The organism is Cellvibrio sp., assembly GCF_039207905.1.
GTDB lineage: Bacteria > Pseudomonadota > Gammaproteobacteria > Pseudomonadales > Cellvibrionaceae > Cellvibrio.
This window is the reverse complement of sequence record NZ_JBCECX010000003.1, coordinates 170382-194507: the sequence shown is the minus strand read 5'-3', so window position 1 is coordinate 194507 and position 24126 is coordinate 170382. Positions and strand designations below refer to the sequence as shown.

19 protein-coding genes, 2 tRNA genes and 1 pseudogene are annotated in these 24126 nt (G+C 47.1%); 7 read left to right on the top strand and 15 right to left on the bottom strand.

Annotated features, from left to right (window positions below; all coding sequences use genetic code 11):
* Together AAGC78_RS02895 and AAGC78_RS02890 are read left to right on the top strand one after the other, a co-directional pair.
* Positions 1-436: pseudogene (locus AAGC78_RS02895) on the top strand (hypothetical protein); the annotation flags it as partial.
* A gap of 57 nt (positions 437-493) precedes the next feature.
* Positions 494-2233 carry a BatD family protein gene (locus tag AAGC78_RS02890; RefSeq protein ID WP_435782527.1) on the top strand — a complete coding sequence of 580 codons (1740 nt, stop codon included), beginning with the start codon at positions 494-496 and terminating at the stop codon, positions 2231-2233.
* A gap of 10 nt (positions 2234-2243) precedes the next feature.
* Here AAGC78_RS02890 and AAGC78_RS02885 read toward each other — a convergent pair whose 3' ends face one another.
* The 7 genes from AAGC78_RS02885 to AAGC78_RS02855 all read right to left on the bottom strand — a co-directional run bounded on the left by AAGC78_RS02885 (position 2244) and on the right by AAGC78_RS02855 (position 10325).
* The gene (locus tag AAGC78_RS02885; protein WP_435782526.1) at positions 2244-3047 is read right to left on the bottom strand and encodes a nitrate- and nitrite sensing domain-containing protein; all 804 of its coding nucleotides are present in this window, start codon (positions 3045-3047) and stop codon (positions 2244-2246) included.
* Positions 3048-3051: 4 nt separating this feature from the next.
* Entirely contained in the window at positions 3052-4152 is a 1101-nt protein-coding gene (locus tag AAGC78_RS02880; RefSeq protein WP_435782525.1) for a methyl-accepting chemotaxis protein, read from the bottom strand.
* A 345-nt stretch (positions 4153-4497) separates the two neighbouring features.
* A complete protein-coding gene (gene pepN, locus AAGC78_RS02875) occupies positions 4498-7206 on the bottom strand; it encodes an aminopeptidase N (protein ID WP_435782524.1) in 2709 nt (902 codons plus the stop codon).
* Between the two features lie 17 nt (positions 7207-7223).
* Positions 7224-7496 carry a YeaC family protein gene (locus AAGC78_RS02870; RefSeq protein WP_435782523.1) on the bottom strand — a complete coding sequence of 91 codons (273 nt, stop codon included), beginning with the start codon at positions 7494-7496 and terminating at the stop codon, positions 7224-7226.
* Between the two features lie 33 nt (positions 7497-7529).
* A complete protein-coding gene (locus AAGC78_RS02865; protein ID WP_435782522.1) occupies positions 7530-8396 on the bottom strand; it encodes a rhomboid family intramembrane serine protease in 867 nt (288 codons plus the stop codon).
* A 20-nt stretch (positions 8397-8416) separates the two neighbouring features.
* Positions 8417-9424, bottom strand: coding sequence for a metallophosphoesterase (locus tag AAGC78_RS02860; protein ID WP_435782521.1), 1008 nt, complete (start codon positions 9422-9424; stop codon positions 8417-8419).
* 1 nt (position 9425) lies between these two features.
* On the bottom strand, positions 9426-10325 hold the full coding sequence (locus AAGC78_RS02855; RefSeq protein WP_435782520.1) for an NAD(+) kinase: 900 nt from the start codon (positions 10323-10325) through the stop codon (positions 9426-9428).
* Positions 10326-10419: 94 nt separating this feature from the next.
* Between AAGC78_RS02855 and AAGC78_RS02850 the strand changes: the two genes are divergently transcribed.
* Entirely contained in the window at positions 10420-11379 is a 960-nt protein-coding gene (locus tag AAGC78_RS02850) for a DUF1853 family protein (protein WP_435782519.1), read from the top strand.
* Here the strand turns inward: AAGC78_RS02850 and AAGC78_RS02845 are convergent.
* The 5 genes from AAGC78_RS02845 to AAGC78_RS02825 form a co-directional block, all read right to left on the bottom strand.
* Entirely contained in the window at positions 11376-12530 is a 1155-nt protein-coding gene (locus tag AAGC78_RS02845) for a cyclic nucleotide-binding domain-containing protein (protein WP_435782518.1), read from the bottom strand. The genes AAGC78_RS02850 and AAGC78_RS02845 overlap by 4 nt on opposite strands.
* A gap of 62 nt (positions 12531-12592) precedes the next feature.
* Positions 12593-13537: a 1-aminocyclopropane-1-carboxylate deaminase/D-cysteine desulfhydrase gene (locus tag AAGC78_RS02840; RefSeq protein ID WP_435782517.1), complete on the bottom strand. Its 945-nt coding sequence runs from the start codon at positions 13535-13537 to the stop codon at positions 12593-12595.
* Between the two features lie 36 nt (positions 13538-13573).
* A complete protein-coding gene (locus tag AAGC78_RS02835; RefSeq protein ID WP_435782516.1) occupies positions 13574-14944 on the bottom strand; it encodes a hypothetical protein in 1371 nt (456 codons plus the stop codon).
* A 593-nt stretch (positions 14945-15537) separates the two neighbouring features.
* Positions 15538-15614, bottom strand: a tRNA-Asp gene (locus tag AAGC78_RS02830).
* A gap of 60 nt (positions 15615-15674) precedes the next feature.
* Positions 15675-15750, bottom strand: a tRNA-Val gene (locus tag AAGC78_RS02825).
* Between the two features lie 226 nt (positions 15751-15976).
* Here AAGC78_RS02825 and AAGC78_RS02820 point away from each other — a divergent pair.
* The 3 genes from AAGC78_RS02820 to trmA are packed head-to-tail and all read left to right on the top strand — an operon-like array spanning position 15977 to position 19299.
* The gene (locus AAGC78_RS02820; RefSeq protein WP_435782515.1) at positions 15977-17380 is read left to right on the top strand and encodes a two-component system sensor histidine kinase NtrB; all 1404 of its coding nucleotides are present in this window, start codon (positions 15977-15979) and stop codon (positions 17378-17380) included.
* 41 nt (positions 17381-17421) lie between these two features.
* On the top strand, positions 17422-18153 hold the full coding sequence (locus AAGC78_RS02815; protein ID WP_435782514.1) for a hypothetical protein: 732 nt from the start codon (positions 17422-17424) through the stop codon (positions 18151-18153).
* A 57-nt stretch (positions 18154-18210) separates the two neighbouring features.
* Positions 18211-19299 carry a tRNA (uridine(54)-C5)-methyltransferase TrmA gene (gene trmA / locus AAGC78_RS02810; protein ID WP_435782513.1) on the top strand — a complete coding sequence of 363 codons (1089 nt, stop codon included), beginning with the start codon at positions 18211-18213 and terminating at the stop codon, positions 19297-19299.
* A gap of 15 nt (positions 19300-19314) precedes the next feature.
* On the opposite strand, the gene AAGC78_RS02805 is transcribed toward trmA, so the two are convergent.
* The gene (locus AAGC78_RS02805) at positions 19315-19842 is read right to left on the bottom strand and encodes a GNAT family N-acetyltransferase (protein ID WP_435782512.1); all 528 of its coding nucleotides are present in this window, start codon (positions 19840-19842) and stop codon (positions 19315-19317) included.
* A complete protein-coding gene (gene rmuC / locus AAGC78_RS02800) occupies positions 19839-21356 on the bottom strand; it encodes a DNA recombination protein RmuC (protein WP_435782511.1) in 1518 nt (505 codons plus the stop codon). Before rmuC ends, AAGC78_RS02805 begins: the two co-directional genes overlap by 4 nt.
* Before the next feature lie 112 nt (positions 21357-21468).
* Here rmuC and murI point away from each other — a divergent pair, with 112 nt between their 5' ends.
* On the top strand, positions 21469-22296 hold the full coding sequence (gene murI, locus AAGC78_RS02795; protein ID WP_435782510.1) for a glutamate racemase: 828 nt from the start codon (positions 21469-21471) through the stop codon (positions 22294-22296).
* Between the two features lie 76 nt (positions 22297-22372).
* On the opposite strand, the gene AAGC78_RS02790 is transcribed toward murI, so the two are convergent.
* The gene (locus AAGC78_RS02790) at positions 22373-23779 is read right to left on the bottom strand and encodes an MFS transporter (RefSeq protein WP_435782509.1); all 1407 of its coding nucleotides are present in this window, start codon (positions 23777-23779) and stop codon (positions 22373-22375) included.
* Between the last annotated feature and the right edge of the window lie 347 nt (positions 23780-24126).

The following is a 24126-nucleotide window of genomic DNA, read 5'->3' as shown; positions in this document are numbered from 1 at the left end:
GGATCAGCAAAACCAGGATAACAAGCAAGATCAAGATCAGCAGAAGAATCAGGATCAACAACAATCCGACAACCAGGACAGTGATTCGCAAGACGAGCAAAAACAAGATCAGCAAGACCAACAACAATCGCCTGAAAATCAGGATAAGCAGCAGGAAAAATCCGACGAAGAGAAAGCTGCTGAAGCCGCTCAGCGAGAAAAAGAAGAGCAAGAGGCTGCTGAAGAAAAGATGCAGCAAATGCAGGCAGGCGAACCAAAAGACGATGGCATGACAGATGAAGAACGTCAGGCGATGGAACAATGGTTACGCCGCGTGCCTGATGATCCGGGCGGATTACTACGCAACAAATTTCACTACGAATACAACAAGCGTAATCGGGACATATTGAACGGTGATTGGGAGCCGCCCAAAAACGGGGCTGAAAATCGCTGGTAGTAAAATACAAATTTAGAGTGATTAATATTTCGCTCAACATTGCATTGGAATAATACGATGAAACAGGCTCCATTAAATTTGCAGAAACAACTCAGTCGACTGGTTGGTTTTTTGCTAATGATCACCGGTTTGCATGTATACGCAGGAAACCTCACCGCCAGTGTGGATCGCGATACGCTCGGGCTGGAAGAGACTTTTATCCTCACACTTCGCTACGACGAACAAGTTAACGCGACGCCAGACTATGAGTTATTGCGCAAAGACTTTGATATTTTAAATACCCAAAGCGGAACGCAAATGAGCATTATCAATGGCAGCATGGAAGCCTCGACCGAATGGAAAATTGCGCTTGCCCCGAAGCGTATTGGCAAAGCATTGATTCCGTCATTTACGATTGACGGTGCTGTTAGCGATGCTATCGAAATGACCATTGAAGGAAAAAGTAAATCCCCTAAAAATACCGATAGCGATGTCACGGTAGAGATAGAAACCAGCAAAGATACTGGCTATGTGCAAGAGCAAATCATTATAACCCTGCGCCTCTACACCACCACGGGATTAAGCGGAATAGACCTGCAACCACTGCAAGTAAAAGATGCTTTAGTAGTACAACTGGATGAAAAACAATACCAGACAAAAATTAACGGACGCCCCGGTGCCGTAGTAGAAACACGCTACGCATTGTTCCCACAGCAAAGCGGCGAATTGGTTATTCCCAGCATGCTGTACCAAGTCGCCCTTGCATCAGGTCAGCGGGATATTTGGGATAGATTTTACGGCAACAGACAAAACAATATTTTACGCCTGCGCACAGAAGAACAACGCTTGAATATTCTTCCCGCTCCTGCAAACGTTGCATCTGGCGATTGGTTGCCCGCAAACAATGTCAGCCTGTCTGACCATTGGAGTACCAGTCTCGACTCGCTGAAAATTGGAGAACCTATTACCCGCAGCATCACTATTAAAGCCGACGGACTTACAGCGGGGCAAATCAATCCACTGCACTTTGATAACATTGACGGCCTGACGTTCTACAATGACCAGGCACAAAATGATGACCAAAAAACAGCAAATGGTGTGCAAGGCACGCGTGTTGAAACGCTTGCGATAGTTCCCACCAAGGCAGGACATTTCACCCTGCCTGAAGTTAAAGTCAATTGGTGGGATACCAAAAGCAATAGTGTGCGCACAGCCACCCTGCCCGCCGTTAATGTAACTGTTGGCCTTGGTGATATGACGCAAGTTCCCGCCGCACCGGTAGACCATACTGAAGCAGCCACTGACATTGCTAAAAACACAGATTCAATCCCCGCCCAATCGACACAAACGATTGTTCAGGCAAAAACGCCACTTTGGCTTTATGTCACCAATATTTTAAGTTTGTTGATTGCGATTTTCTTTGCGGTACGCTTCTTACAACTCAAGCGCGACCTGCGTAAAGCAAGCGATTCCGAGAGCAAGGAAAGAAATGAATTTAGCAGCAATGAAAGCGAAACCTGGAGCAACTTCAAGCGCGCCTTATCAGAACAGGAACTTGCCGGATTGCGTAAATCATTGATTTTGTGGGCGCAGGCTTACTGGAGAGATTCCACTATAAACAGCCTGCAAGCAGTCGCCGATCATGCGCAACAACCTGCGCTTACGGAAGAATTAAATAAACTGGATGCAGCAATTTTCAGCACCCATGCATCAGCACCGGACAAAGATGTACTTTTGCAATTATTAGCCAATTTGCGCATGAGCAAACGCAAGTCAGCTAGTGCTGAGGGGCTACAACCGCTTTATAAAAGTAAATAGCAGGATCAATTCAATTGCGGTAATACTGCAACCGATCTATTTGCCGATCAAACTGATCCAGCACATGCTCAATACAACGGGTTGCGAGACTAAAATAATCACCGGCTTGAATACTGGGCCTATCAACAACGAGCTGCGTTTCAATACAGCGCAGCAGTTGTTGGATTTCTGCGCGCGATTTATCCGGCCAGGAAGAGTCCACACTTGACGCAATTTTATTGCGCAAATGATTGAGCTGAATCCGCAACACACTGGAACACTCACCCTTTGCGGCAACCCCGGTACCCAAAGCCCGAGCCTGCCCAATGTATTCTGCAATCGACAATAAATAGCGCCAATCGGTATCCATCGCATCGCCTGTTATCTTTGACAAATGATGCACATCAGCAACGTCATCAATTAAATATAATAAGTTAGCAATTAGAAAATTGTGCTGCTTAAAGTTTTTATCTGCATCACCCTGTAAATAAATAGCCCCCAAGCGAGTCCAATGGTCAACCAGACTCGACCATTTAACGTTCTCACGCATCCAATCTCCGGCCGCATCCACATCATCTATAGTGCGTTTTACTTTTATCGCCAATGCTTCAATATCAACCTTTGCACCCTGATTGCCATTAATAAAACCAGTCGTCAATCCTCGATGCTGCTGCACATAGGTCAACAAGTTGCGCAGCAGTTTTATATATTCAATTCCCTGCGTGAATTGCAAGGTGGCATAACGTTTTTTACGGCTGAGTGAAGCCATTAAAAACAGTAAAACTCCCACCGGAAAAACCAATAAAATTACCATTAGTGAAACAGGAGTTTCCATAATGTTACTCCGATTGATGAGTCAATCTATGCAAGTGGTCGGCAATTTCGGCAGCTTGACCGGCGCGAAAACTATTTTGATTCGCCAGGTCCGCTACCGTTTCTATATGTTTTGAAATTTCTCGCGCTGCAACACTTTGTTGTCCTGCAGCTACTGAGATCTCATCAATCAACTCAAACACATCATCAGTTGTTGTTAGAATTGCTTTTAAAGATTCATCAGCACTGAATACACCTTGCAATGACTTATCTGTTTTATCTACCACGTTGGTCATGCTTACCAATACTTGCTGCATACTCTCCTGCACACGCGCAACATTGGCGGATATCTCACTTGCAGAGCCTTGGCTACGTACTGCCAGTGCCCGCACCTCATCAGCGACTACCGCAAAACCACGGCCGTGCTCTCCTGCACGGGCAGCTTCAATAGCAGCATTCAACGCAAGCAAGTTGGTTTGCCCCGCGATATCACTAATCACCTGCGACATTGCGGTAACATTTTGCATCAGTGTTCCCAACTGGCTAACCCGAACTTCAGTCTCACGCGCAAGATTTGCGACTGCAGTTACTTCGCGGCTAGCGCTCTTTAATGCATCCCCTCCTGTTTTACTATAGTCACACGCTTTCGTTGCTGCATCGCGAGCAGAGGCTATGCGACTACTAATATCATCAATACTGTGGCTAATTTCAGTAATCGCCGCCGCACTGGATGTAGTGGCATTGGATTGGTAGGCGGCACTTTTTGAAACTTCTTTCGCATTTTTCGCCAGCTCTAACGATGAATGCCCCATTTCTTTTACGGCATCACTGTATTCAGCATTACGCCGCTGCCGCGCTTTAAAAACCTCAATAAAAGTATTGTGCAAACCATTCAGGGGACCAGCGACCAAATGATTCCAATCCACTGACTCATCTTTATTCACCGAAATTAGATATTGCTTTATTCCACGCACATCCCTGGTTACACCACCAATAATGCCTAATATCAAAACCACTACTAACGCGAGCGGCATTAGCAACCAGTAGCTATTACTACCGAATAGAATCGCACCCGCCACCAAAATTAAATTACAGAAAATTGCGACTAGTAAAACCCATGATTTCACGGCCCCTACTGCTTGCCCCAAAAAACGCACCATCTCACAACCTCCAACCGCACCCTGCAAAAATAATCAGGCAAAAATGCGCACACAATTAGTGCGAACAAAATTATTATCGCCATCAATGCAACAAAAAGGGGCGCAACTTATCGCGAACGTTTACTTATTGGTAATACTGTAGGTATATCAATCAACATTCATGCCAGCCGCAATCGCTCGATTATTCAGCGAGCAAAATCTGGTGAGCAGGGTTATTGAGATAAAAGGAAATGCTGGCGGGAATTCGTTTTTTGACCAATAAAAAAGGCGGACAAATCTAATTTATCCGCCTTTTCAAGTCCAGTGATTGTTCTACACCAGGCTTTTACTTACCACTTCAAATACATCTTTGGAAAGATTTGGCTCAGCAATAATTCTTTCCAATTCTTTTTTCATTAATGCCTGACGTTCCGGGCTATATTTTTTCCACTTGGTTAGCGGTGTTAATAGCCGTGAAGCAATTTGCGGGTTTTGCGTATTCAGCAAAATAATCTGATCCGCAAGAAACTGATAACCTGCCCCCGCATTAGCATGGAAATTAATCGCATTGCCGCCACAAAAGCCGGCGATAAGTGCACGGATTTTGTTGGGGTTTTTTCCGTCGTAGGCAGCATGGTTTTGCAGCCCTTTGACTTTATCCAAAGTGTTAGGGAGCAAACAGGTTGCCTGCACACTGAGCCATTGGTTAACAACTAATGATTCATGCTGCCAACGCTGATAAAAATCAGCCAATGAGGTTTCAGCCAACTGCTGCGCTAGCGGAGCATCGGCATTTACCAATTGTGATAGCGCCGCCATCACATCAGTCATGTTGTTTGACTCGCGATATTGTTGTTCGCACGCACGAATTAAATCGTCTTCACCCAACAGCATTAAGTACCCAAGTGCAACGTTCTTTAAGCTGCGACTGGCAATTGCATCAGCAGTTGCGGCATACACTTGCTGGTGATCATAAGCATTATAAATACGCACAAAATGATCGCGCAGTGCGCGTGCAAGCGCTTTACGCACTGCCATACGACTGTGGTGAATTGCTTCAACATCAACCACGTCAGCTAATTCACTCAGGTAAGCTTCTGATGGCAGGCTGAGCATGTAAGCGACCATAGCCTGATCGAGACTATCGTCCTGCAGCACACTGCTGTATGCAGACAACAGATCAGCATCAAGTTGCAAACCAGCCAGACTTTCGCCACGCGCATAAGCTGACATTGCATGATAGATCGCCTGCAGACCTAACTGCTGACTCGCCTCCCAACGATTAAAACCATCGCTATCACGACTCATTAACACAATCAAATCATCGCGACTGTAGTTGTACTGTAATTTCACTGGAGCAGAAAAACCACGCAACAAACTCGGCACCGGTTTTTCCTGCACCCGTTGAAAGACGAAGGTTTGCTCTGCAGCAGTTAACTCCAATACTGTGTGAGTATTATCACCGGTTTCAAAGTCTGGTTCGGCATCTTTCAGATAGAGCGGCAAATCCCCTGCACTGCCTAAAAGCCCAAGTGCAACAGGAATATGAAATGGTAATTTCTGCTGGCATTCAGGCGTTGGTGGGCAGGATTGTTTAATGGTGAGCGAATATTCTTGCGCATCTTCATCGTAAGAATCGGTCACCTGCAAACGCGGAGTACCCGCTTGCGCATACCAGTTTTTAAATTGCGTTAGATCGCGCCCGGATGCATCGGCGAGCGCCGCAACAAAATCTTCCGTCGTCACTGCTTGACCGTCATGACGCTCAAAATACAAATCGGTGCCCTTACGGAAATCGTCTTTGCCAAGCAAGGTCGCTAGCATACGAATTATTTCCGCACCTTTTTCATACACGGTCATGGTATAGAAATTGGAAATCTCGATGTAGGACTCAGGGCGAATTGGATGCGCCATGGGGCCAGCATCTTCTGCAAATTGCAGCGTACGCAACAGCGTGACATCCTCAACCCGTTTTACGGTACGCGAGCCCATATCAGCAGAAAATTCCGAATCGCGATAAACAGTAAAACCTTCTTTCAAACTTAATTGGAACCAATCGCGGCAGGTGACACGGTTACCGCTCCAATTATGGAAATATTCGTGTGCAACAACGCCTTCTACTCGCTGGAAACCGGCATCAGTCGTTGTTTCCGGTTTTGCCAGTACGCAGGAGGTATTAAAGATATTCAGGCCTTTGTTTTCCATTGCGCCCATATTGAAATCATCAACGGCAACAATCATAAAAATATTCAGATCGTATTCACGGCCGTAGACTTCCTCATCCCAGCGCATAGAATTTTTCAGCGATTCCATTGCATGATCGCATTTATCCAGATCTTTTGGCTCGACGAAAATTTTCAGAGTGACATCGCGACCAGAGCAAGTAGTAAAGCTATCTTCAATGTGCGCGAGATCGCCAGCTACTAGTGCAAAAAGATAAGCCGGCTTTTTAAATGGATCGTGCCAAGTGGCGTAATGGCGGTTGTTTTGTGGATTGTTTTCAGCATCGCCTTGATCAATCAGGTTGCCATTGGACAAGAGCACCGGATATTTTTTATCAGCCACCACTGTTGTGGTGAATTCACTCATCACATCAGGTCGGTCAAGATAGTAAGTGATCTTACGGAAGCCCTCTGCCTCACACTGGGTGCAATACATAGTCCGCGAGCGATACAGACCTTCGAGCGAGGTATTTGCCTCGGGCTTAATGCGCGTGATAGTCAGCAATTTAAATTCCGCTGGCGTATCAAAAATAGTCAGACTCTCTTCACCAAATTCATAATCGCTAGTGCTGAGCTGTTTTCCATCGAGCGCAATCGAAATTAATTCCAGATCAGCACCCTGCAAAATCAGCTGCGTTGCAGGAGTTTGCGCTGTGGGATTTCGATACAAATGCAACATCGCACTTACAATGGTTTCACCATCATAAATTTCAAAACGTAAATCCGTTGTTTTAATAAGATAACCAGGAACCTGATAATCTTTCAGGTAAATTGTTTTGGGTTGATCTTTGGCAGGCAGTGATTGTTCAACGGCAGTCATGATGAAATCCTTAAAATTTATTCAACCCACTTGATTGGTTTATCGTGCGGTTCATGGTCGTGCTCATGATCGTCGTCGCCACAATATGTGTGTGGTTCTGGCGGGATGTAACCGGTGTGCTGGTCTGGCGGAAGATTTTTATGCTCATAAGCAATAACCGCTTGCATACACAATTGTCGCTGCTCAACCGACAATCGATTTCCATCAGGCCATTTTCCCAATTCAACGGCACGTTTTAGATTTTGGTAAATTTCCGGCGTAAGACTGGAAAGTAATTGTTGTAAATCCATAAATCATTCACTCAACTGCTGAAGCGCACATGATTAGCGCTGATATAAATTTTTAGTGAGTAGCGCGTACACAACACCGGCAATCAAACCACCCACATGCGCCGCATTGGCAACTGAACCGGAGATAAAATAATCCACTACTCCCGTCATACATAACACTAACCACACCAGCATAAAACCGATCAATGCTGAAGGCACAGCTACTAGCGGATGCGGAACCAAACGCTGGCGAACAGCAATAAAACCGACCAGCGCGTAAACCACACCCGACATACCGCCAAAATTAACACTACCACCCCACCAATATTGCGCGATATTTGCCGCTATAGCGGTCACTGCAAAAAACAGCAGAAAGTGCCAATGCCCCATCAAAAATTCCAGGCGACGACCTAAATCCCACATCCACAAACTGTTGAACAACACATGGAAAATTCCAAAATGCAAAAATGCCGGTGTAAGCAATCGCCAGATTTCTCCACCCACACTTGCATCACCAAAACCTGCAAAATAAAAATGGCTGGCGATTGGATGGCCGACGGCCAAGGCGCCCAATCCACTCAAAATAATAAGCGAGATAACAACAGGAGCCATTTTTGCCTGCTCAAACAATCCTGGCCCTGCATGCAGCACTTGCGGACTAACCACTGCAGGTTGCAACTCAACTTGACCTTGGGCGTATTGATTGAGGAAATCTTGCAGCGCGGGAATCACCGCCTCATCAAGCACCGCCAAACATTGCTGGCCATTTTCTTCGGTTATACGATGTTGTAGTCCGCGTTGGTGTAAATAATTGCTAAGCGCGCTCAAATCCTGATCAAGAGGGAAAAGTTTTACGGTAATCCAGTTCAATGATGAGTATCCAGTAGAAGAAAGTAATTGCAGATATGCGGCCCAAATCATGGGGATCAACCCAATCGCCACTAGGGATCGACATAAACCCATACAAATTTATCTGACTGCAATTGTGCCTCACCGTCCATACGATATGCCACCAATCGCCCGTATTTAACCGCACTGTAATCCAGGCAGGCGAGATTGGGAGCAAGCGGCCGTGGCTGCCCCTTGAGCCAGTAATGCCCAATAAACAATGGCGGTAAGGATTTGTCGTAGTGAACCATTTGCGCGCGATGCTCGTCCGAAATTTCGGCGCGGGCGATGTGCTCGGGGATGGGATCTGGCTGGAACAATAACTGCCCGTAGGTACGAGCGGTGTGCCCCCAAAACTTGGTGCGGAACGCGTGGCGCACGTAGCCATCAGAGGAAGTCATTGTCTCACCTTCCGGTAAGGGGATGTCGACTCCTCCCGTCAAACGCTGCTTGGTTCTGGCTTCGAGACTGCCTTTTTGGACGGAGCGGTTGATGAACTGCCAATCGATATGACCGTCACCATAGGTCGCGCGGTGTAAATCGATTAATTGCTGATCCCAACAGGCGTGCACTGCGCGGAAGATTTGTTGGGTGTTCGGATGCTGGATTTCCAGAAATAGCGGTAACTCCACAAACCAGCGCAAAAAAGCCTGCCATTCCTGGGAATAATTGGCGAACTGCTCAAGGGTTTCGGTCGCTTGGCGGACATTAGCAGGCGTATGAGGCCGCAAATATTCACCCATTGTCGCCGTGGGAGTTGAATAGGTGATTGCATTGAATTCGTGATTGCCCATCACCAACTGTGCGCTGCCCTTTTCCACCATATCGCGCACCAGATGCAAGGCTTCGCGGATGCGTGGGCCACGGTCAACAACATCGCCGAGAAAAATGGCTTGTCGGTTGCGATGGCGGTACACACCGCCAATCTTTTGATATCCAAGAAGTTGAAGCAAACGCTCCAACGTCTGGGCGCAACCATGTACATCACCGATCAAATCATAACCGCTCGCCTCACCCATCTGAGGCTTGAATCGGGCTACGCCTGACAAGGACTCGATCATATTACTCCTTCAGCAAATGACCACCCCACCCTAACTTGGAGCGGCAACGTTCATAAAAGTTGTAATCCAGCGGATGCAAAAGCTCCAGACGGTGAGGCTTTTTACGAATTGAAATTTCGTCGCCAGTTTGCACATCCACATGGGAATGACCATCACAGGTAACCATTGGTTCAGCGCGATTATGCTCACCCACTACGATACTAATTGCGCTATCACCCGCCACCACAATCGGGCGACTGCTCAGGGTGTGCGGGTTCATTGGCACCAGCACAATTGCGTCCAGCGTAGGATGCAGGATTGGGCCGCCACCGCTGAGCGAGTAAGCGGTAGAACCCGTCGGGGTCGACACAATCACACCATCCGAGCGCTGACTGGTCACAAATACACCATCGACTGAAATTTCAAACTGCAACATGTGAATAAATTGACCCGGGTGCAATACCACATCATTCAACGCATCCGCTGTAGCAATCACTTGCCCCTGGCGTTTGACCTCCATATCCAGCAAAAAGCGCTGTTCGGATTTGAATTTACCCGACAACACCTCATCGACCTTGTTCTCAATATTCTCCGGGGTGATGTCAGTCAAAAAGCCGAGGCGGCCGCGGTTAACCCCGAGCAATGGCACGTCATATTTGGCTAACGCGCGCGCGCCACGCAGCAAACTGCCATCGCCACCAACCACAATGACCAGATCACATACTTGCCCCAGTGCTTCCATATCCATGATTTGCTGTGCAGCCGACACCATTGATGCATCGGTAATCAGAGCAGCAGTTTCAGCTTCAAGCACAAAAGCTTTATTACGCGACTGCAAAAAGCGAATTAATCGCTTGATGGAGTAGACCGCACGCTCGTTATTAAGGTGACCAATCAGGCCAATCGTTGAAAAATGAGTCATATAGTTTCACTGAGTGAGCGGTTGCAGAAATGAATAATTAGTAAACAGCTTATGTAGGCTATTATAGCCTGCAGATCAACCAAGGCTTAAATTTATGCCAAATTCGATATATGAAGCATTCAAAACACGAATACATGAACTTGAGCACCAAGCCGTACGCGATCTCGCCTGGTGCTGCTTCAGTCCGCCGATAATAGATAAGTTGCCAGATATCGAGGCGACAATCTTGCATTTTGCTCATGACGATTTATGGGGTTGGCTCGAAGAACTTGATCAACACCCGGATGAGTTGCTCGCTCAAATTGCCCAAACCAAAAGCACGCGCCTCGGCATTTATTACGAAACCCTGTGGCGTTTTTTCTTTTCTCATCGACCAGACTGGAAGCTGCTACATCATAATTTGCAAGTTGAACGTAATGGCATCACGCTCGGCGCGTTTGACTTTTTATGTCGCCATCTGAATGAATACTGGCACATAGAAACCGCAGTAAAATTCTATTTATGTATTAGTGAAAATGCACAAGATGCACTCAAGTGGGAAAGCTGGATTGGCCCTGCCAGCCACGACCGGTTGGATCTAAAACTCAAACACTTGAGTCAGCACCAACTACCTTTGCATCAATCTCCTGAAGCAAAAACACAACTGCAACAAGCTCATCCTGAAAATACAAACTGGAAGACAGGTTTGTGCATGCAGGGCTATTTATTTTCGCCAGCTCCGGAAAGCTTCCACCCGAAACACAGCAATAAAAATCACGGCAGTGGTTACTGGTGGTTTCTTAGTGACTTCTTGCACTATATTAACAATCATGCGGAAACAAAATGGATCATTCTTGATCGACAACGCTGGTTGTCGCCCGCGCATAGCAGCGACAGCGATGAATTGATTCAAGGGGATAATCTAGTCGGACAATTGCAAAAACAAATTGGAGAAAACAAAAGGCCGCTATTGTTAGCGGCCATGGAAGAGAGAAAATTAATCAACAGTGAGAGAATTATCTGGCAGGAATTTTTGCGCTGTTTTGTGGTACCAGACAACTGGCCGGAAAACTAACCCTGCCCCAATACGGCAACACCATCGCGCAACACATAATTATTAGTGTCGGACAAATATTGCTGCACACCAGACGGAGTAAATAATTGCTGGCAATTTTCCAGCGCAAGGGTGCGATAGCCGTGCTGCGCCAACAAATGTGCTGCGGCTCGGCTGCGACGACCGGTATCGCAATAAAAAATATACAGTTTATCTTTAGCCAGTAAGCGCGATTTAATCGATAGAATATTCAAAGGAATATTCACCGCTTTTGCCAGATGCGTTTCGCTGTACTCCTCTTCACTACGCACATCAACCGCAACAATACCTTTAGCAATATTTTCTTCTAACTCACCTAATGCCAGCGTTGCCACACTTGGCTCTTTCAGCAAACGATAAAAATCCTGCTTTTCCAAGCGCATCAATACACCATCGGTGCGCATCATAACTGTGGCGTTACGCACAGTTTCGTTGACCAAGGCATCTTCACCGAAACAGCGACCAACACCAATGGCTGCAAGGTGCTGGCGTTTGTTGTCATTGTGGCGAGTCACGTCGGCCTCACCTTCTTTAATAAAATAACATTGATCTCCCATTTCACCCTGACGAATAATCACATCGCCCGCATACACAACTTGCGGGGTGAGGCGTGAAAAAATTTGCTCAACGTTCAATGGGGGAACCTTAAAAAACAAATTGGATTTTAAAACAACCATCATCCAATCCACATCTTCATCAAGATCGCGCTCGCGCGAAATAATCAACTGGAGATAATCAGCCACTTGGCTCCAGGTTAGCATTTTGTCCAGGCGCTCACTCTCAATACGCAACACGCTACAATCTGTTTCAGCGATAGCAGTATATTGGCGCGGCTGCTGGTGGGCGATGGGAAATAGTGAGGAGCGACCTTTGATGCGAGTGCGACTACCATCGTCAATCACGAGAGAGACATCACCGTGCAGCAGATAAACATGCTGAGCATCGTAACTACCGGCAGTAAAAAGAGTCTGCCCTGCGCAAACTACTTCAACCACTGCATCATCTAGTAAGGCCAGCAAATGACTTTCACTCATGTCCTTTAGCGGCACAAGTGTACGAGTTAAATTCAGATCGAATTCAACGGGCGGCACATTGGCAGTAGTTTGAGATGTAGCAGTTTTTTGAGCTTGCATAACAACATCCTTCAAAGTGAAAGCGACAACTTAAGACACTCACTCGCGTTACAATAATTATTTTATAGAGAGCCAAAACCACGTCGTCCTTGCAAGCCGCCGGAGTGGATCGCAACAATCCGGGAGCCACGCGACCAATAACCTTGTCGCGCAAGAGAAACAATTCCCCAAAATAGTTTCACGGTGTAAACAGGATCGAGCGCAATGCCCGTTTGACGCTCAAAATCCCGCCAGAATATCGATAAATAATCCGGATGCTTTTTGCCATAACCACCAGCATGAAACCCGGAAATCAAACGCCAATTTGCGGCCTCGTTTGAGGCACCAAGCTCGCGGTAATTAGCGGCAATCACTTCGCCTAAATCGCCCGCCCCCTTCAATACCGAAAACCCGATTGCCGGCTTTGCAACATCAATTCCAGCCGCCAATCCAGCCAAACTCGTTCCTGTGCCACAGGCTGCGCATATTGCAGTATAGTCACCTTTCAACTGCTGCTCTAGCGCCCTGCCAGCCACCTGCATACCTTGCGCGCCCGCTAAATTAGCACCGCCCTCGGGAATGAAGTAAAAATCGCCATACACTAACCGTAAATCTGCAATTAATTCGGCGCTGTTTTTATCGCGATAGTCAGTACGGCTCAAAAACACCAACTGCATTCCCCACGCCTCAGCATCGGCGAGTGTTGCACTTAACTGTGCTGGCCGCTCACCGCGCACCACACCCAAGGTTTTAAAACCGTAACGATTTCCTGCCGCAGCTAGCGCATGCAAATGATTCGAATAAGCGCCGCCAAAGCTTAGCAGGCAGTTCAATCCCTGTTCACGTGCAGCCTGTAAATTGAAAAACAACTTGTAAAACTTGTTACCGGATAATTGCGGATCAATCAAATCATCGCGGCGCACCAACAATTCAATCCCTGCCCCCGCCAATACGTCCAGCTCAACTCTCTGCACCGGTACACGGAGCGCGACACCCAATAAATCATCTGCAGAATCGATTAACAACACGCCAGCCTGCCCTTAACACATACAAATAAGGCAGGGTTAACGTCGCTCTGCCACCAATTGATAAGCTACCGCCTGATGCTGCGCACAGCGGTCACTCTCACCTGGATGGAATTCTATCGGAGTTTCGATGGTTGGGATGCTTTTGCCACATATTTGACCCCGTGCATCAACTGCACTGCAGCACGAGGTTTTGTGATGCTCCATCCACGCAAAATAAATCGCCTCGCTGACGCCGGCTTTATCCGCCGCATATGCTTGCGGATCTTCCAGGTAACGGCCGATATCATCCAGCGCTATTGCGACTTCGCCTAATCCCGGCAGGAATACCACCATGTTAACGCCAGCTTTGGTCAGGCGCCCAAGTAGTTGATCGCCGCTATTTTTGAGCAAGAGTTGGTTCTCACGTTTGAGATTAACAATCTCCTCTTTTAGCGCGCTTTCATTTTGGTGGCGATAAAACAATTCCACCTCGCGCATATCGAGCATTTCACGCAATTCCGCAGTTGCAGCGCGGATTTTTGCATCCATTTCCAAGGCAAAATTTTCTTGCAACACCTGCACCTGGCTGGATTCATCTTGCTGTTGCGCCTTGAGTTTGTGCGCAAAATATTCACGCATCCCTTCAATTTTGGTGGCCTGCACATCAAGGGTGTCTTTGAGATTGCGATTGCGCTCAGCCAGCTCCTTGTTTTGCTTCTCATATTGCTGATGCTTTTGTTGATAGGCCAACAATCGCTGCTGATGCTCATGTTGCACGCCATGGAATTTGGCCTGATGCTGATTCATCAGCGTCGCAATTCGTAAACGCTGCTCCTTAATTAGCAGCGCCATTTTGTCGCGCAGCTCCTGAGTGTAATGCTCATGAAGCTTTTGTTCGATTGCCGCCTGTTCGCGCTCAGCGTCCTCTATCGACCGAACAGCCTGAACCGGAGCGGCCGGCTTTTGGGGTTTCGCTGCAGGAGGCTTAACAATTAGCCCCAGACGATTTGCCTTAACCACCTTGCGCAACGCGACAAAACTATTCTTGCCACGCTGCATTAATGGATCCCACAGACTTTTCTGATGCCAGGCAACAGGACACTGGGAATAGCAAGCCAACCGAATAGCGCCCGCCCCCATATCTGGCCCAGTGCCAGCTGACTCAATTAGTTGACGCAATGGCACATTCCAACGGCGATCAACCATGCCTTTGGCATCAAACCCCAATAGGAAAAAGACCACTCCAGTTACACACAGGGAATGATCCACCTGAACATAAGCGGCCTTAGCCGAACCATTAGCGAAATCGGGAACAGGAATAAAACCATCCAGGATGGCTTCAAATTCGGGATAGAGTAGCTCGCGGGAAATCTGTTCTTCCTGAAATAGAAAGACCGCTTCGAGTTGCTCTGCGGGGGCATTTGGCATAGGTAGTCGCCTCAAACTATGCGGAAGATTACTTTCAGTATAAGAAAGCAACTACCGTGAAAACGTGAACAACTACCGGCAACCGGGACTTTTGCGCAGATTTGCGGCCTACTCGACGAAAAATGACCGCATCAAACCAGTCGTCAAAAACAACCAGTTATAGAGACCGACAAGAAAGAGGAAAAGGGTTATGAAAAATGGGGAAAAACATAAGGAGGGAATTGCTACCACGAGCCTTGCAGCAAATTGCTGCAGCAGCCCGGGTTAAATATCTGAGTAATCCTCAGTGATTTCATCGTCGGCATCGTCGTACAGAACATCCAACAGGTCTTCGATATAGTCTTGCATTAGCTTGTTACTCCTTTATGGAAATAGAGATGAGGCATTCTGCCCTATCAGAGACAGCCAAATGATGTGGCCGTTCAGGGACTTTACTCCTCGAAAACCAAATTACCAACAGAAGATGACAATATTATGTATAACAATTTTTTATTAGCTAATACCCAACGCCTGGCGGGCACTGGCGCGGGATAAAATAGGAAGGGGAATAACAGGCAATAAAAAACCCGCAACAAGTGCGGGTTTTTAAATAGTGGCGGACCGGACGGGACTCGAACCCGCGACCTCCGGCGTGACAGGCCGGCATTCTAACCGACTGAACTACCGGTCCGCATGCTTTTCTCAACACCTTCGTTTTGCTTTTTGCCCTTGTTCATGAGAGCGCAAAATGTGGTGGGCGGTACAAGACTCGAACTTGTGACCCATGCCTTGTAAGGGCATTGCTCTACCAACTGAGCTAACCGCCCCTCGTTGAGAGGTGCGCATTCTATCGAATCTGACATGAGTGTCAAACACTTTTTAGCGAAAGATTTAAACTTTTTCTAAATTGCTTAAAAGGCCATCAAGGATGGATAAAAATGCGGCGCATTCGTCCAGAAAACAACCCAAACACTTATCGCCATTGAATTCGGGTCGATATATTCAAGAGCAAAGAGTAGATTAGCCACAAAACAATCAAGACTAATGATGCTTATGAGCGCACAACCTATCATTACCGGCCTATCGCAGACTGACTCCGCCCCTTGGATGGGCATGATAGTAATACTGTTACTGGTCTTGCAGACCCTGTTGATCATCGGTCTGCAACGCAGTCGCCTGAGCAATAAACGCGCACGCAAAGCCTTGAAAGAATCGCAAAAAGCACTAGAAGAAAAAATTCGTGAACGCACCGAAAGTTTGTATACCACCAATAATTTATTAATTGATGAAGTCGCACGGCACGAACAAACCGGACGGCAGCTACGCGAGACCAAGCTTTACTTGCAAAGCATGATCAACTCAATGCCCTCGATTATTATTGGTGTGACGTCTGCTGGTGAAGTCACTCACTGGAATGCCTCAGCTGAAAATACTTTTGAAATTTTTTCCAATGAAGCACTCGGTCGAAAAATTATCGATTTATTGCCACTATTTCCTGTCACTATCAATGCGATCAAAAATTCCATTCGCAATGGCGAACCACATGCGATACAGCACACGCAATATGAAGAAGAACAGAAACGCTATTTTGAAATTACTATCTACCCATTAATCTCCAGCACCCAACAAGGTGCCGTTATTCGGGTCGATGACGTTACCCTAAAAATAACAATCGAAAATTTAATGATTCAAAATGAAAAAATGTATTCACTCGGAGAGGTTGCAGCCGGAATCGCCCATGAAATTAACAATCCATTAAGTGTGATTTTGCAAAACGTGCAAAATATTACGCGCCGTACCGATATTAATTTTCCGATTAACCACACTCGCGCACAAGAACTGAATATTGATTTTCCGCAGGTCAATAATTACTTGCAAGCGCGTGAAATTCCACAAATGCTCGATTCGATCCGCGAAGCCGGTGAACGCTCAGCAACCATAGTGCGCAACATGCTGGAGTTTTCCCATAATTCACAACGCAAAACCAGTTTGGTCGATATCAAACACTTAATTGAACAAACAATTGCGCTGAATCGCAGTAGCTATCCCAAAGCGGCAAGCGATCATTCATTGCAGATAAATACCGAATTCGCTGAAACATTACCTCCATTGCATGCATCAGCCCCTGAGCTTCAACAAGTTCTGCTCAACCTGTTGCGCAATGCAAAACAAGCACTCGCAGACAATAACATCGAATCACCTACAATCTGGATTAGAACCTATGCACAAGAACATCATCTTGTGATCGAGGTTCAGGACAATGGCCCCGGGATGACCGATACTGTTCGCCAGCATATCTTTGAACCGTTTTTTACCACCAAGGAATTGGGTTCGGGGACAGGCTTGGGATTGTCAGTCTCGTATTTCATTATCACCGAGCGCCACCAAGGAACGATTGATGTTAAAACTGCACCAGGTAAAGGCAGCAACTTTATTATCCAGTTGCCACTGCAGTAACCAGAATCTATAAATAAAATCATCGTTACCGAGGAAAAATAATGATCAACCAAAAATATTTGTACATTGCGGCATGTAGCGCACTTTTTATTAGCGGCTGCGGAACCCAACCCACAGCCCCGAGCGGAAACAGTTTGGAAATCGCTGCCACGCAAGTATTGAATGAAGCGGTTTATCACTCAGCATTATTTTCAACTTGCGCAGAGTTGGGTGGAGACATAGAGCTTGATGTTATCGACATTCAGCAAGATTGGCTCAATGAAAACTCAAAGCTCATCGCCGCTGCCGATAGTTATTACAGCCAGCAACACGCCAACCATACGTTTAACTACGATGGTAAAACATTAGCGCCAGCGGCCATTCGCCTCGCTCGTGAAGCGCGCACGCGTGCCATTAACGAGCTCGCACTGGCGCAGCGCAGCCCGGCCAATAAACAAAAGACCTGCAAATTTAGAATTGCACAAATCAGCGGTAGCAATTTACCCCTGGCAAACATCGCCTCAATCACTCCCTACGCAAGCGAGTTGCTGATGTACCTGCCACTAGACATCAAAGCAGCTGAAGCCCCCCAACTTGCCGCAGGACTCATAGGTACCACACCAGGCGCAACCTACTACAGCATTGCCAAAGTGCACGAAAAGAGCTGCCCAGCTGCCTACACCTTAAGCATTACCAACCAATGGCCAAATGAGGCTTATGCAAACTTCTGCGGGGAAAAGGCAACTGAAGTCCTCACCTGCGAATGGGGCAAATGCACCTCGAAGAAGTTATAATGGGTGATTGCGAGCCTCGCTGAACCGGGGCTCGATTATTTATTCATGAGCCCCAGTATGACGCCCACCGATTTTTCTACCGCGAGTTACCAAGCCCAGCTAGCGACAAAGCTCGCTAAAATCCAGCAAGATTTCGCCGAATTCTCTCTACCAGATATCACCGTTTTCGCTTCACCTGAAAAGCATTACCGCATGCGCGCCGAGTTTCGTGTATGGCATCAGCAAGAGCGCACTGAATATGTAATGTTCACCCAGGACGAATTCAAACGCCCCTACCCCATCCATGAGTTTCCAATCGGTTCGGCGCTGATGAATGAGCTGATGCAACGCTTATTGATTGAAATTAACAGCGATGAGTTGCTGCGCCACAAACTGTATCAGGTTGATTTTTTAACCACCCAGAGTGGCAAAGCATTAGTTACGCTGATTTACCATAAAGCGTTGAATGAAGAATGGATCGCCCGCGCGCAAATACTCAAGCAACAATTGGGAATTGATATTGTCGGACGCAGCCGCAAGCAACGTTTATTGGTCGAGCGCGATCATGTGATCGAACGCCTGCAAGTTGCAGGGCGTGAATATTCGTACCAGCAAGTGGAAGCCAGCTTCACCCAACCGAATGCAACGATTTGCGAGGCGATGCTTAGCTGGGCAGTAGAAAACAGCAAGGGCTTGAGCGGGGATTTATTGGAGCTGTATTGCGGCAACGGCAACTTCACTCTGCCACTGGCGCAAAATTTTGGCAAAGTGTTGGCTACCGAAGTGTCCAAAACCTCTGTTGAATCAGCGCAATTTAATATTGCGGCAAACAAGGTGGAGAATATTCAAATCGCGCGCATGTCGAGCGAAGAGTTTTCACAAGCGATGGATGGGGTGCGGGAGTTTAATCGTTTACGCCATGTCAATTTGGCCGAATACAATTTCACCACCATTTTTGTAGATCCGCCGCGCGCTGGTCTTGATCCACACACCACCAGCATCACGCAGCGCTTCGACAACATTCTTTATATTTCTTGTAATCCTGACACGCTGCGTGAAAATCTAAGAACCATCACGCAAACACATCAAATCAAGGCCTTTGCCATTTTTGATCAATTCCCATACACCCATCACGTTGAATGCGGTGTGGTACTGCAAAAGAAATAAACTCTCAATAAATCATCAGCAAATCAAATCACGCGTCATATAAATCGCAGGACCGGAATATGACGCGAGATTATGTTGCTGCAACTCATCCAATTGATCACATTCGTTAAAGCCCAATTTTTGCCAAAAGGATTTTGAGTTCTGCACAGAAACCAATGCAACATTACGCAGCTCGCGCTGACGCGCCTCAGCTAAGGCATAATTCACCAACATCGGCCCCAGGCCGCAACCCAGTGCAGATTTGCTGATCGCAAGATCGTGTAAATAAAGCGCAGTCGATTCATGTTTATGGGTGAACTCACTCCCCCAAGGTGTAACCTCACCTAATGCGGATTGATAGCCCACCAAGTAACCGCACACCTCACCTGCACGCTCAACAACCCAGGATGTGTCGGGTACTTGCTGAAAGCGCGCTTCGATCACCTCAGCAGTTTCCAAAATTTCGTCAACATAGGCCTCAGCCTGAATACGAACCACTTCAACCAAATCATTTAATTGCATCGCACGGCAACTAAAAGCGCCTGTGTTTTCTCGTACACTCATTGATCAGAATCCAAAAAAAGCTCTTCCTGTTCCGTAGGTTCCGCACCGGCATCTTCCAACAAATGACCAGCGATGGATTTTTTAGTTTTTGCACCCAACCGACGAATATCATCCACACGCTTGACCAAATTACCGCGCCCGTTCTGCAGGCGATCACGTGCTTTACTGTAGGCTTCCTGTGTTTTATTAAGCGAACTACCAATTGCATCCAGCGACTCCAACAACAGCACAAATTGGTCATGCAATGCACCCGCTTCTTTGGCAATTCGCTCGGCGTTTTTATTTTGCTTCTCATAACGCCAGATATTTTCTACCGTACGCAAGGTTGCCAGCAGCGTCGTCGGGCTTACCAAAATTATATGGCGATCATAAGCTTCGCGGTACAAACCAGGTTCATGCTGCAAGGCAAACATAAACGCGGCTTCTATCGGGATAAAGATAAACACAAAATCCAGCGCCTTGATGCCATCAAGCTTTTCGTAATCTTTGATGCTCAAACTTTTGATATGGCTGCGTAGCGAATTCACATGGGCATTGAGATAAAACTTCCGCTCGGCTTCATCGTCAGAACTGCAGAACTTCTCGTAATCAACCAACGAACATTTCGCATCGATCACTATGTCCTTGTTTTCAGGCAAATGAACAATCACGTCCGGCATCAAGCGCGAGCCATCGCTGCCGGTAAAATTAACCTGGGTATCGTACTCACGGCCTCTCTGTAAGCCGGACTCCTCAAGCAAACGCTCCAGCACTACCTCGCCCCAATTACCCTGCGCCTTGCTATTGCCTTTAAGTGCTTGTGCCAGATTAACGGCATCTTCACCAATTTTTTGCGCCTGCTTTTGCAACTCAACAACCTGCCCCGACAATCGATTGCGATCCGCATTTTCCTTTTCGTATACGTCTTCTACTTTTTTACGAAATTCGGTGAGCTGCAATTTCAGCGGATCGAGCGTGTGATCAAGCAGGCTTTTGCTATTTAAATTGAATTGCTGCTGTTTGTTTTCAAATATTTTGTTGGCAAGATTTTCAAATTCCTTGGCCAATTCCACTTTTGCATTCTGCAAAAGCGCCAATTGCTCGGCGAAGTTTTTGCGCTCTTGCTCCAAGCGGGTTTTGAGTTCGGTGGTTTCTTTTGCAAGCAACGTCAGCTGTTCATCTTTGCGCAGCGACTGCTGTTGCAGATCATCAAAGTGACGGGTTTTCTCACGCAGACCAGCAGCGTCTTGCCGGCTATCGCCAAGCGCTTGTTGCAAATCCTGCGCTTGCTGCTGGGTAGATTGCACCAATGCTTTTGTCTCGACCAACTGCAACTTGAGTTGCCCGATCTCGCCTTGCAGTGATGCCTCACGCAAGGCATGGCCGTGCTGCAACTGCTGCTGAGCTGATTCCAATTCATGGGTTTTAGCGATAATCGCTTGATCAAGGCGGCGGCCAATAATCCAATAGACTATAAAAGCGCCGATCACCAAGCCAATCAAGGCGGCAACAAGGGTCAATACCGATGGATTCACAAGAAAACTCCAGAATGTAAAACGCGGCTAGGCTTTATTGGCCACGACCGTTAAAATCGCGGCCATTTTAGCAACATATCGCCCCACTCAGGCCATTGATTTGATCCAGACAATGACGAATTCCACCTTATCATCTCCACCCACGCGCATTCTGGTATTCGATTCCGGCGTCGGCGGCCTGAGCGTCGCTCGTGAAATCCAACAACGCTTGCCGCAGAATCCGCTGGTATACGCATCGGATAATGCCTTTTTCCCCTATGGCACCAAAGGAGAGGCGGAGCTAATTGAACGCGTCGATCAGGTAATCAGTGAGCTTTTGGAGCGCTATCCGTCCGATATCCTCGTGGTCGCCTGCAATACCGCCAGCACCCTCACCCTGCCCCATTTGCGCAGCAAATTAAGCTTGCCAATAGTCGGTGTAGTACCGGCCATCAAACCTGCCGCGTTAATGAGCACGACCGGCGTAATCGGCCTGTTGGCAACACCCGCTACAGTTGCGCGCCCTTATACGCACGAATTAATCCGCGAATACGCAACTAACTCCACAGTTATTTCACTGGGAAGCAGCGAACTTGTGCAAATCGCAGAGCAAAAATTGCGCGGAGAAGAAATCGACTTGGATGCAATAGGCAGAATCGCACAGCAATTGATGCAAGCTGATCAAGCAGAAAAAATGGATGTGCTGGTTTTAGCATGCACTCATTTTCCGCTATTGAAAGATGAGCTGGCCGAGCACCTGCCAGAACAAATAAAGCTGATTGATTCGGGAGCCGCTATTGCGCGACGAGTAGAGTTTTTACTTGCGGATTGTGCAGAACCCGCCGAAGGATATACACCTGAGCATATCGCGGTATTTACCAAAGCAACTACAGCAGCAGAACAACTTGCTCCGGCGCTAACTGGTTTTGGGATTTATCAGCAGGCCTATTTAAATATCTAAGCAATATTTAAGTGCAGTTAAACAAAAAAGCCCCGCTGTTTTGCAGCGGGGCTTTTTAACATTCAACAACAGGTTATTAGAGATCAGTAATTGGTTTGTATTTCGGAACCAACATACGCATCACAAACCAGGCAATCAAATAAGCGGTTGCGCAGATAGCAAACATGATGGTGTAGCCCATCGCGATATTGCCGGCTTTTTCGAAGTGATCAAACAAACCGCCGCCCAACTTATTCAGCAATACACCACCCATACCGCCAGCAAAACCACCGATACCGACTACTGAACCGACCGCTTTTTTGGGGAACATATCAGACACAGTGGTAAAAATATTGGCCGACCATGCCTGGTGCGCAGATGCACCCACAGCAATCAGAAGTATTGGAATCCACACCGAGATATGCCCCAGCGGCTGAGCCAAGAGTACTACCAACGGAAATAGTGCAATCACGAACATCGCTGTGCGACGTGCATTAAATGCATCCATACCTTTCTTGATAAAGTAACCAGGAAACGCACCGCCACCGATACTACCGAACATCGTCAGCGTATAAATCAATGCGATAGGCAGAGCAATCTCGGTTTTTTCCATCCCGTGTTGCGCGCTCAAATAAATAGGCAACCAGAACAAGAAGAACCACCAGACACCATCAGTCATAAACTTACCAAAGGCAAACGCCCAAGTTTGTCTGTAACTCAAAAGCGTGAACCAGGAGGTTTTTACTTCTTCTTCCACGGCTTCAACCGCGTCAACATCTGAATTGATATAGGCGCGCTCGGCATCACCCAAACGTTTTTGTTCGCTCGGCTTGTCGTACCATACCCACCAAAAACCAATCCACACAAAACCGATAATACCAACAACAATAAAGGCCCACTGCCAACCCCACATCACACCAATTACCGGCACAGTCAAAGGTGCAAGAATTGCCCCGACGTTTGCGCCGGAGTTAAAAATGCCTGTGGCGAATGAGCGTTCTTTTTTGGGAAAGTATTCAGCAGTTGCTTTAATGGCCGCCGGGAAGTTCCCTGCCTCACCAAATGCCAGGACTGCACGTGCGATCATAAAACCCGCAACAGAATAAGCCGTAATAGCAGCAGCACCATTCACTGTGCCATTAGCCTGATCTATGTCTGCCAGGCCGATCCAACCCAACACAGTGTAAAAAGCAGCGCCCATGTCATAGGCAAACGCGTGAATAGCCGCTCCAAATGACCAAATGGCAATTGCAATAATGTAGCCGTTTTTGGTGCCGAATTTATCGATGAAGCGACCAGCAAAGATCATCGAGATCGCATACACAAAGGTAAACAACGCGGTGATGTTGCCGTAATCGTTATTGTTCCAGCCATAAAGATGCATAAGCTCGGGGGACAATAAGCTTAAAACCTGGCGATCAAGATAATTAACAGTGGTGGCGAAAAACAACAGACCACAAATGGTCCATCTGTAGTTGCCAGTAGCAGTAGTTGGCTGGTTCATAGGGTCACATGCTTATAGTTATGGAATACAAAGGGAATCATAGTCGCACTTTCTCCGCCTCACTCATCAGAAGCGAAAAAATAATGCACAGATGACGCTCTCACCTAAATTTGTATTGACCTTATTTGCCTGATACTTATCTGCCAGATAAGTTTGCCTGTTCGGCTTATTGATCCAATCCTTTTGGGCCAGCCACTGATGGAAGCGGATGGGGATAACGCGGTGCGTCCAAGCTGTTCTTTATTGTGTGCCAGAAAAGTAACATGTTTCATACGGCCAAACAAGCCAAACACCGGGGTAAATCCTTATGTGACAATGGCTTATAACCAAAATTTACGCAGATGTTC

Excerpts from the sequence above, each read along its gene's own strand:
- trmA (WP_435782513.1), top strand. The coding sequence starts at position 18,211 with ATGACGCCCACCGATTTTTCTACCGCGAGTTACCAAGCCCAGCTAGCG.
- AAGC78_RS02865 (WP_435782522.1), bottom strand. The coding sequence starts at position 8,396 with ATGATTTGGGCCGCATATCTGCAATTACTTTCTTCTACTGGATACTCA.
- AAGC78_RS02815 (WP_435782514.1), top strand. The coding sequence starts at position 17,422 with ATGATCAACCAAAAATATTTGTACATTGCGGCATGTAGCGCACTTTTT.
- AAGC78_RS02890 (WP_435782527.1), top strand. The coding sequence starts at position 494 with ATGAAACAGGCTCCATTAAATTTGCAGAAACAACTCAGTCGACTGGTT.
- murI (WP_435782510.1), top strand. The coding sequence starts at position 21,469 with ATGACGAATTCCACCTTATCATCTCCACCCACGCGCATTCTGGTATTC.
- AAGC78_RS02855 (WP_435782520.1), bottom strand. The coding sequence starts at position 10,325 with ATGACTCATTTTTCAACGATTGGCCTGATTGGTCACCTTAATAACGAG.
- AAGC78_RS02850 (WP_435782519.1), top strand. The coding sequence starts at position 10,420 with ATGCCAAATTCGATATATGAAGCATTCAAAACACGAATACATGAACTT.
- AAGC78_RS02835 (WP_435782516.1), bottom strand. The coding sequence starts at position 14,944 with ATGCCAAATGCCCCCGCAGAGCAACTCGAAGCGGTCTTTCTATTTCAG.
- AAGC78_RS02870 (WP_435782523.1), bottom strand. The coding sequence starts at position 7,496 with ATGGATTTACAACAATTACTTTCCAGTCTTACGCCGGAAATTTACCAA.
- pepN (WP_435782524.1), bottom strand. The coding sequence starts at position 7,206 with ATGACTGCCGTTGAACAATCACTGCCTGCCAAAGATCAACCCAAAACA.
- AAGC78_RS02820 (WP_435782515.1), top strand. The coding sequence starts at position 15,977 with ATGAGCGCACAACCTATCATTACCGGCCTATCGCAGACTGACTCCGCC.
- AAGC78_RS02805 (WP_435782512.1), bottom strand. The coding sequence starts at position 19,842 with ATGAGTGTACGAGAAAACACAGGCGCTTTTAGTTGCCGTGCGATGCAA.
- AAGC78_RS02845 (WP_435782518.1), bottom strand. The coding sequence starts at position 12,530 with ATGCAAGCTCAAAAAACTGCTACATCTCAAACTACTGCCAATGTGCCG.
- AAGC78_RS02790 (WP_435782509.1), bottom strand. The coding sequence starts at position 23,779 with ATGAACCAGCCAACTACTGCTACTGGCAACTACAGATGGACCATTTGT.
- AAGC78_RS02885 (WP_435782526.1), bottom strand. The coding sequence starts at position 3,047 with ATGGAAACTCCTGTTTCACTAATGGTAATTTTATTGGTTTTTCCGGTG.
- AAGC78_RS02860 (WP_435782521.1), bottom strand. The coding sequence starts at position 9,424 with ATGATCGAGTCCTTGTCAGGCGTAGCCCGATTCAAGCCTCAGATGGGT.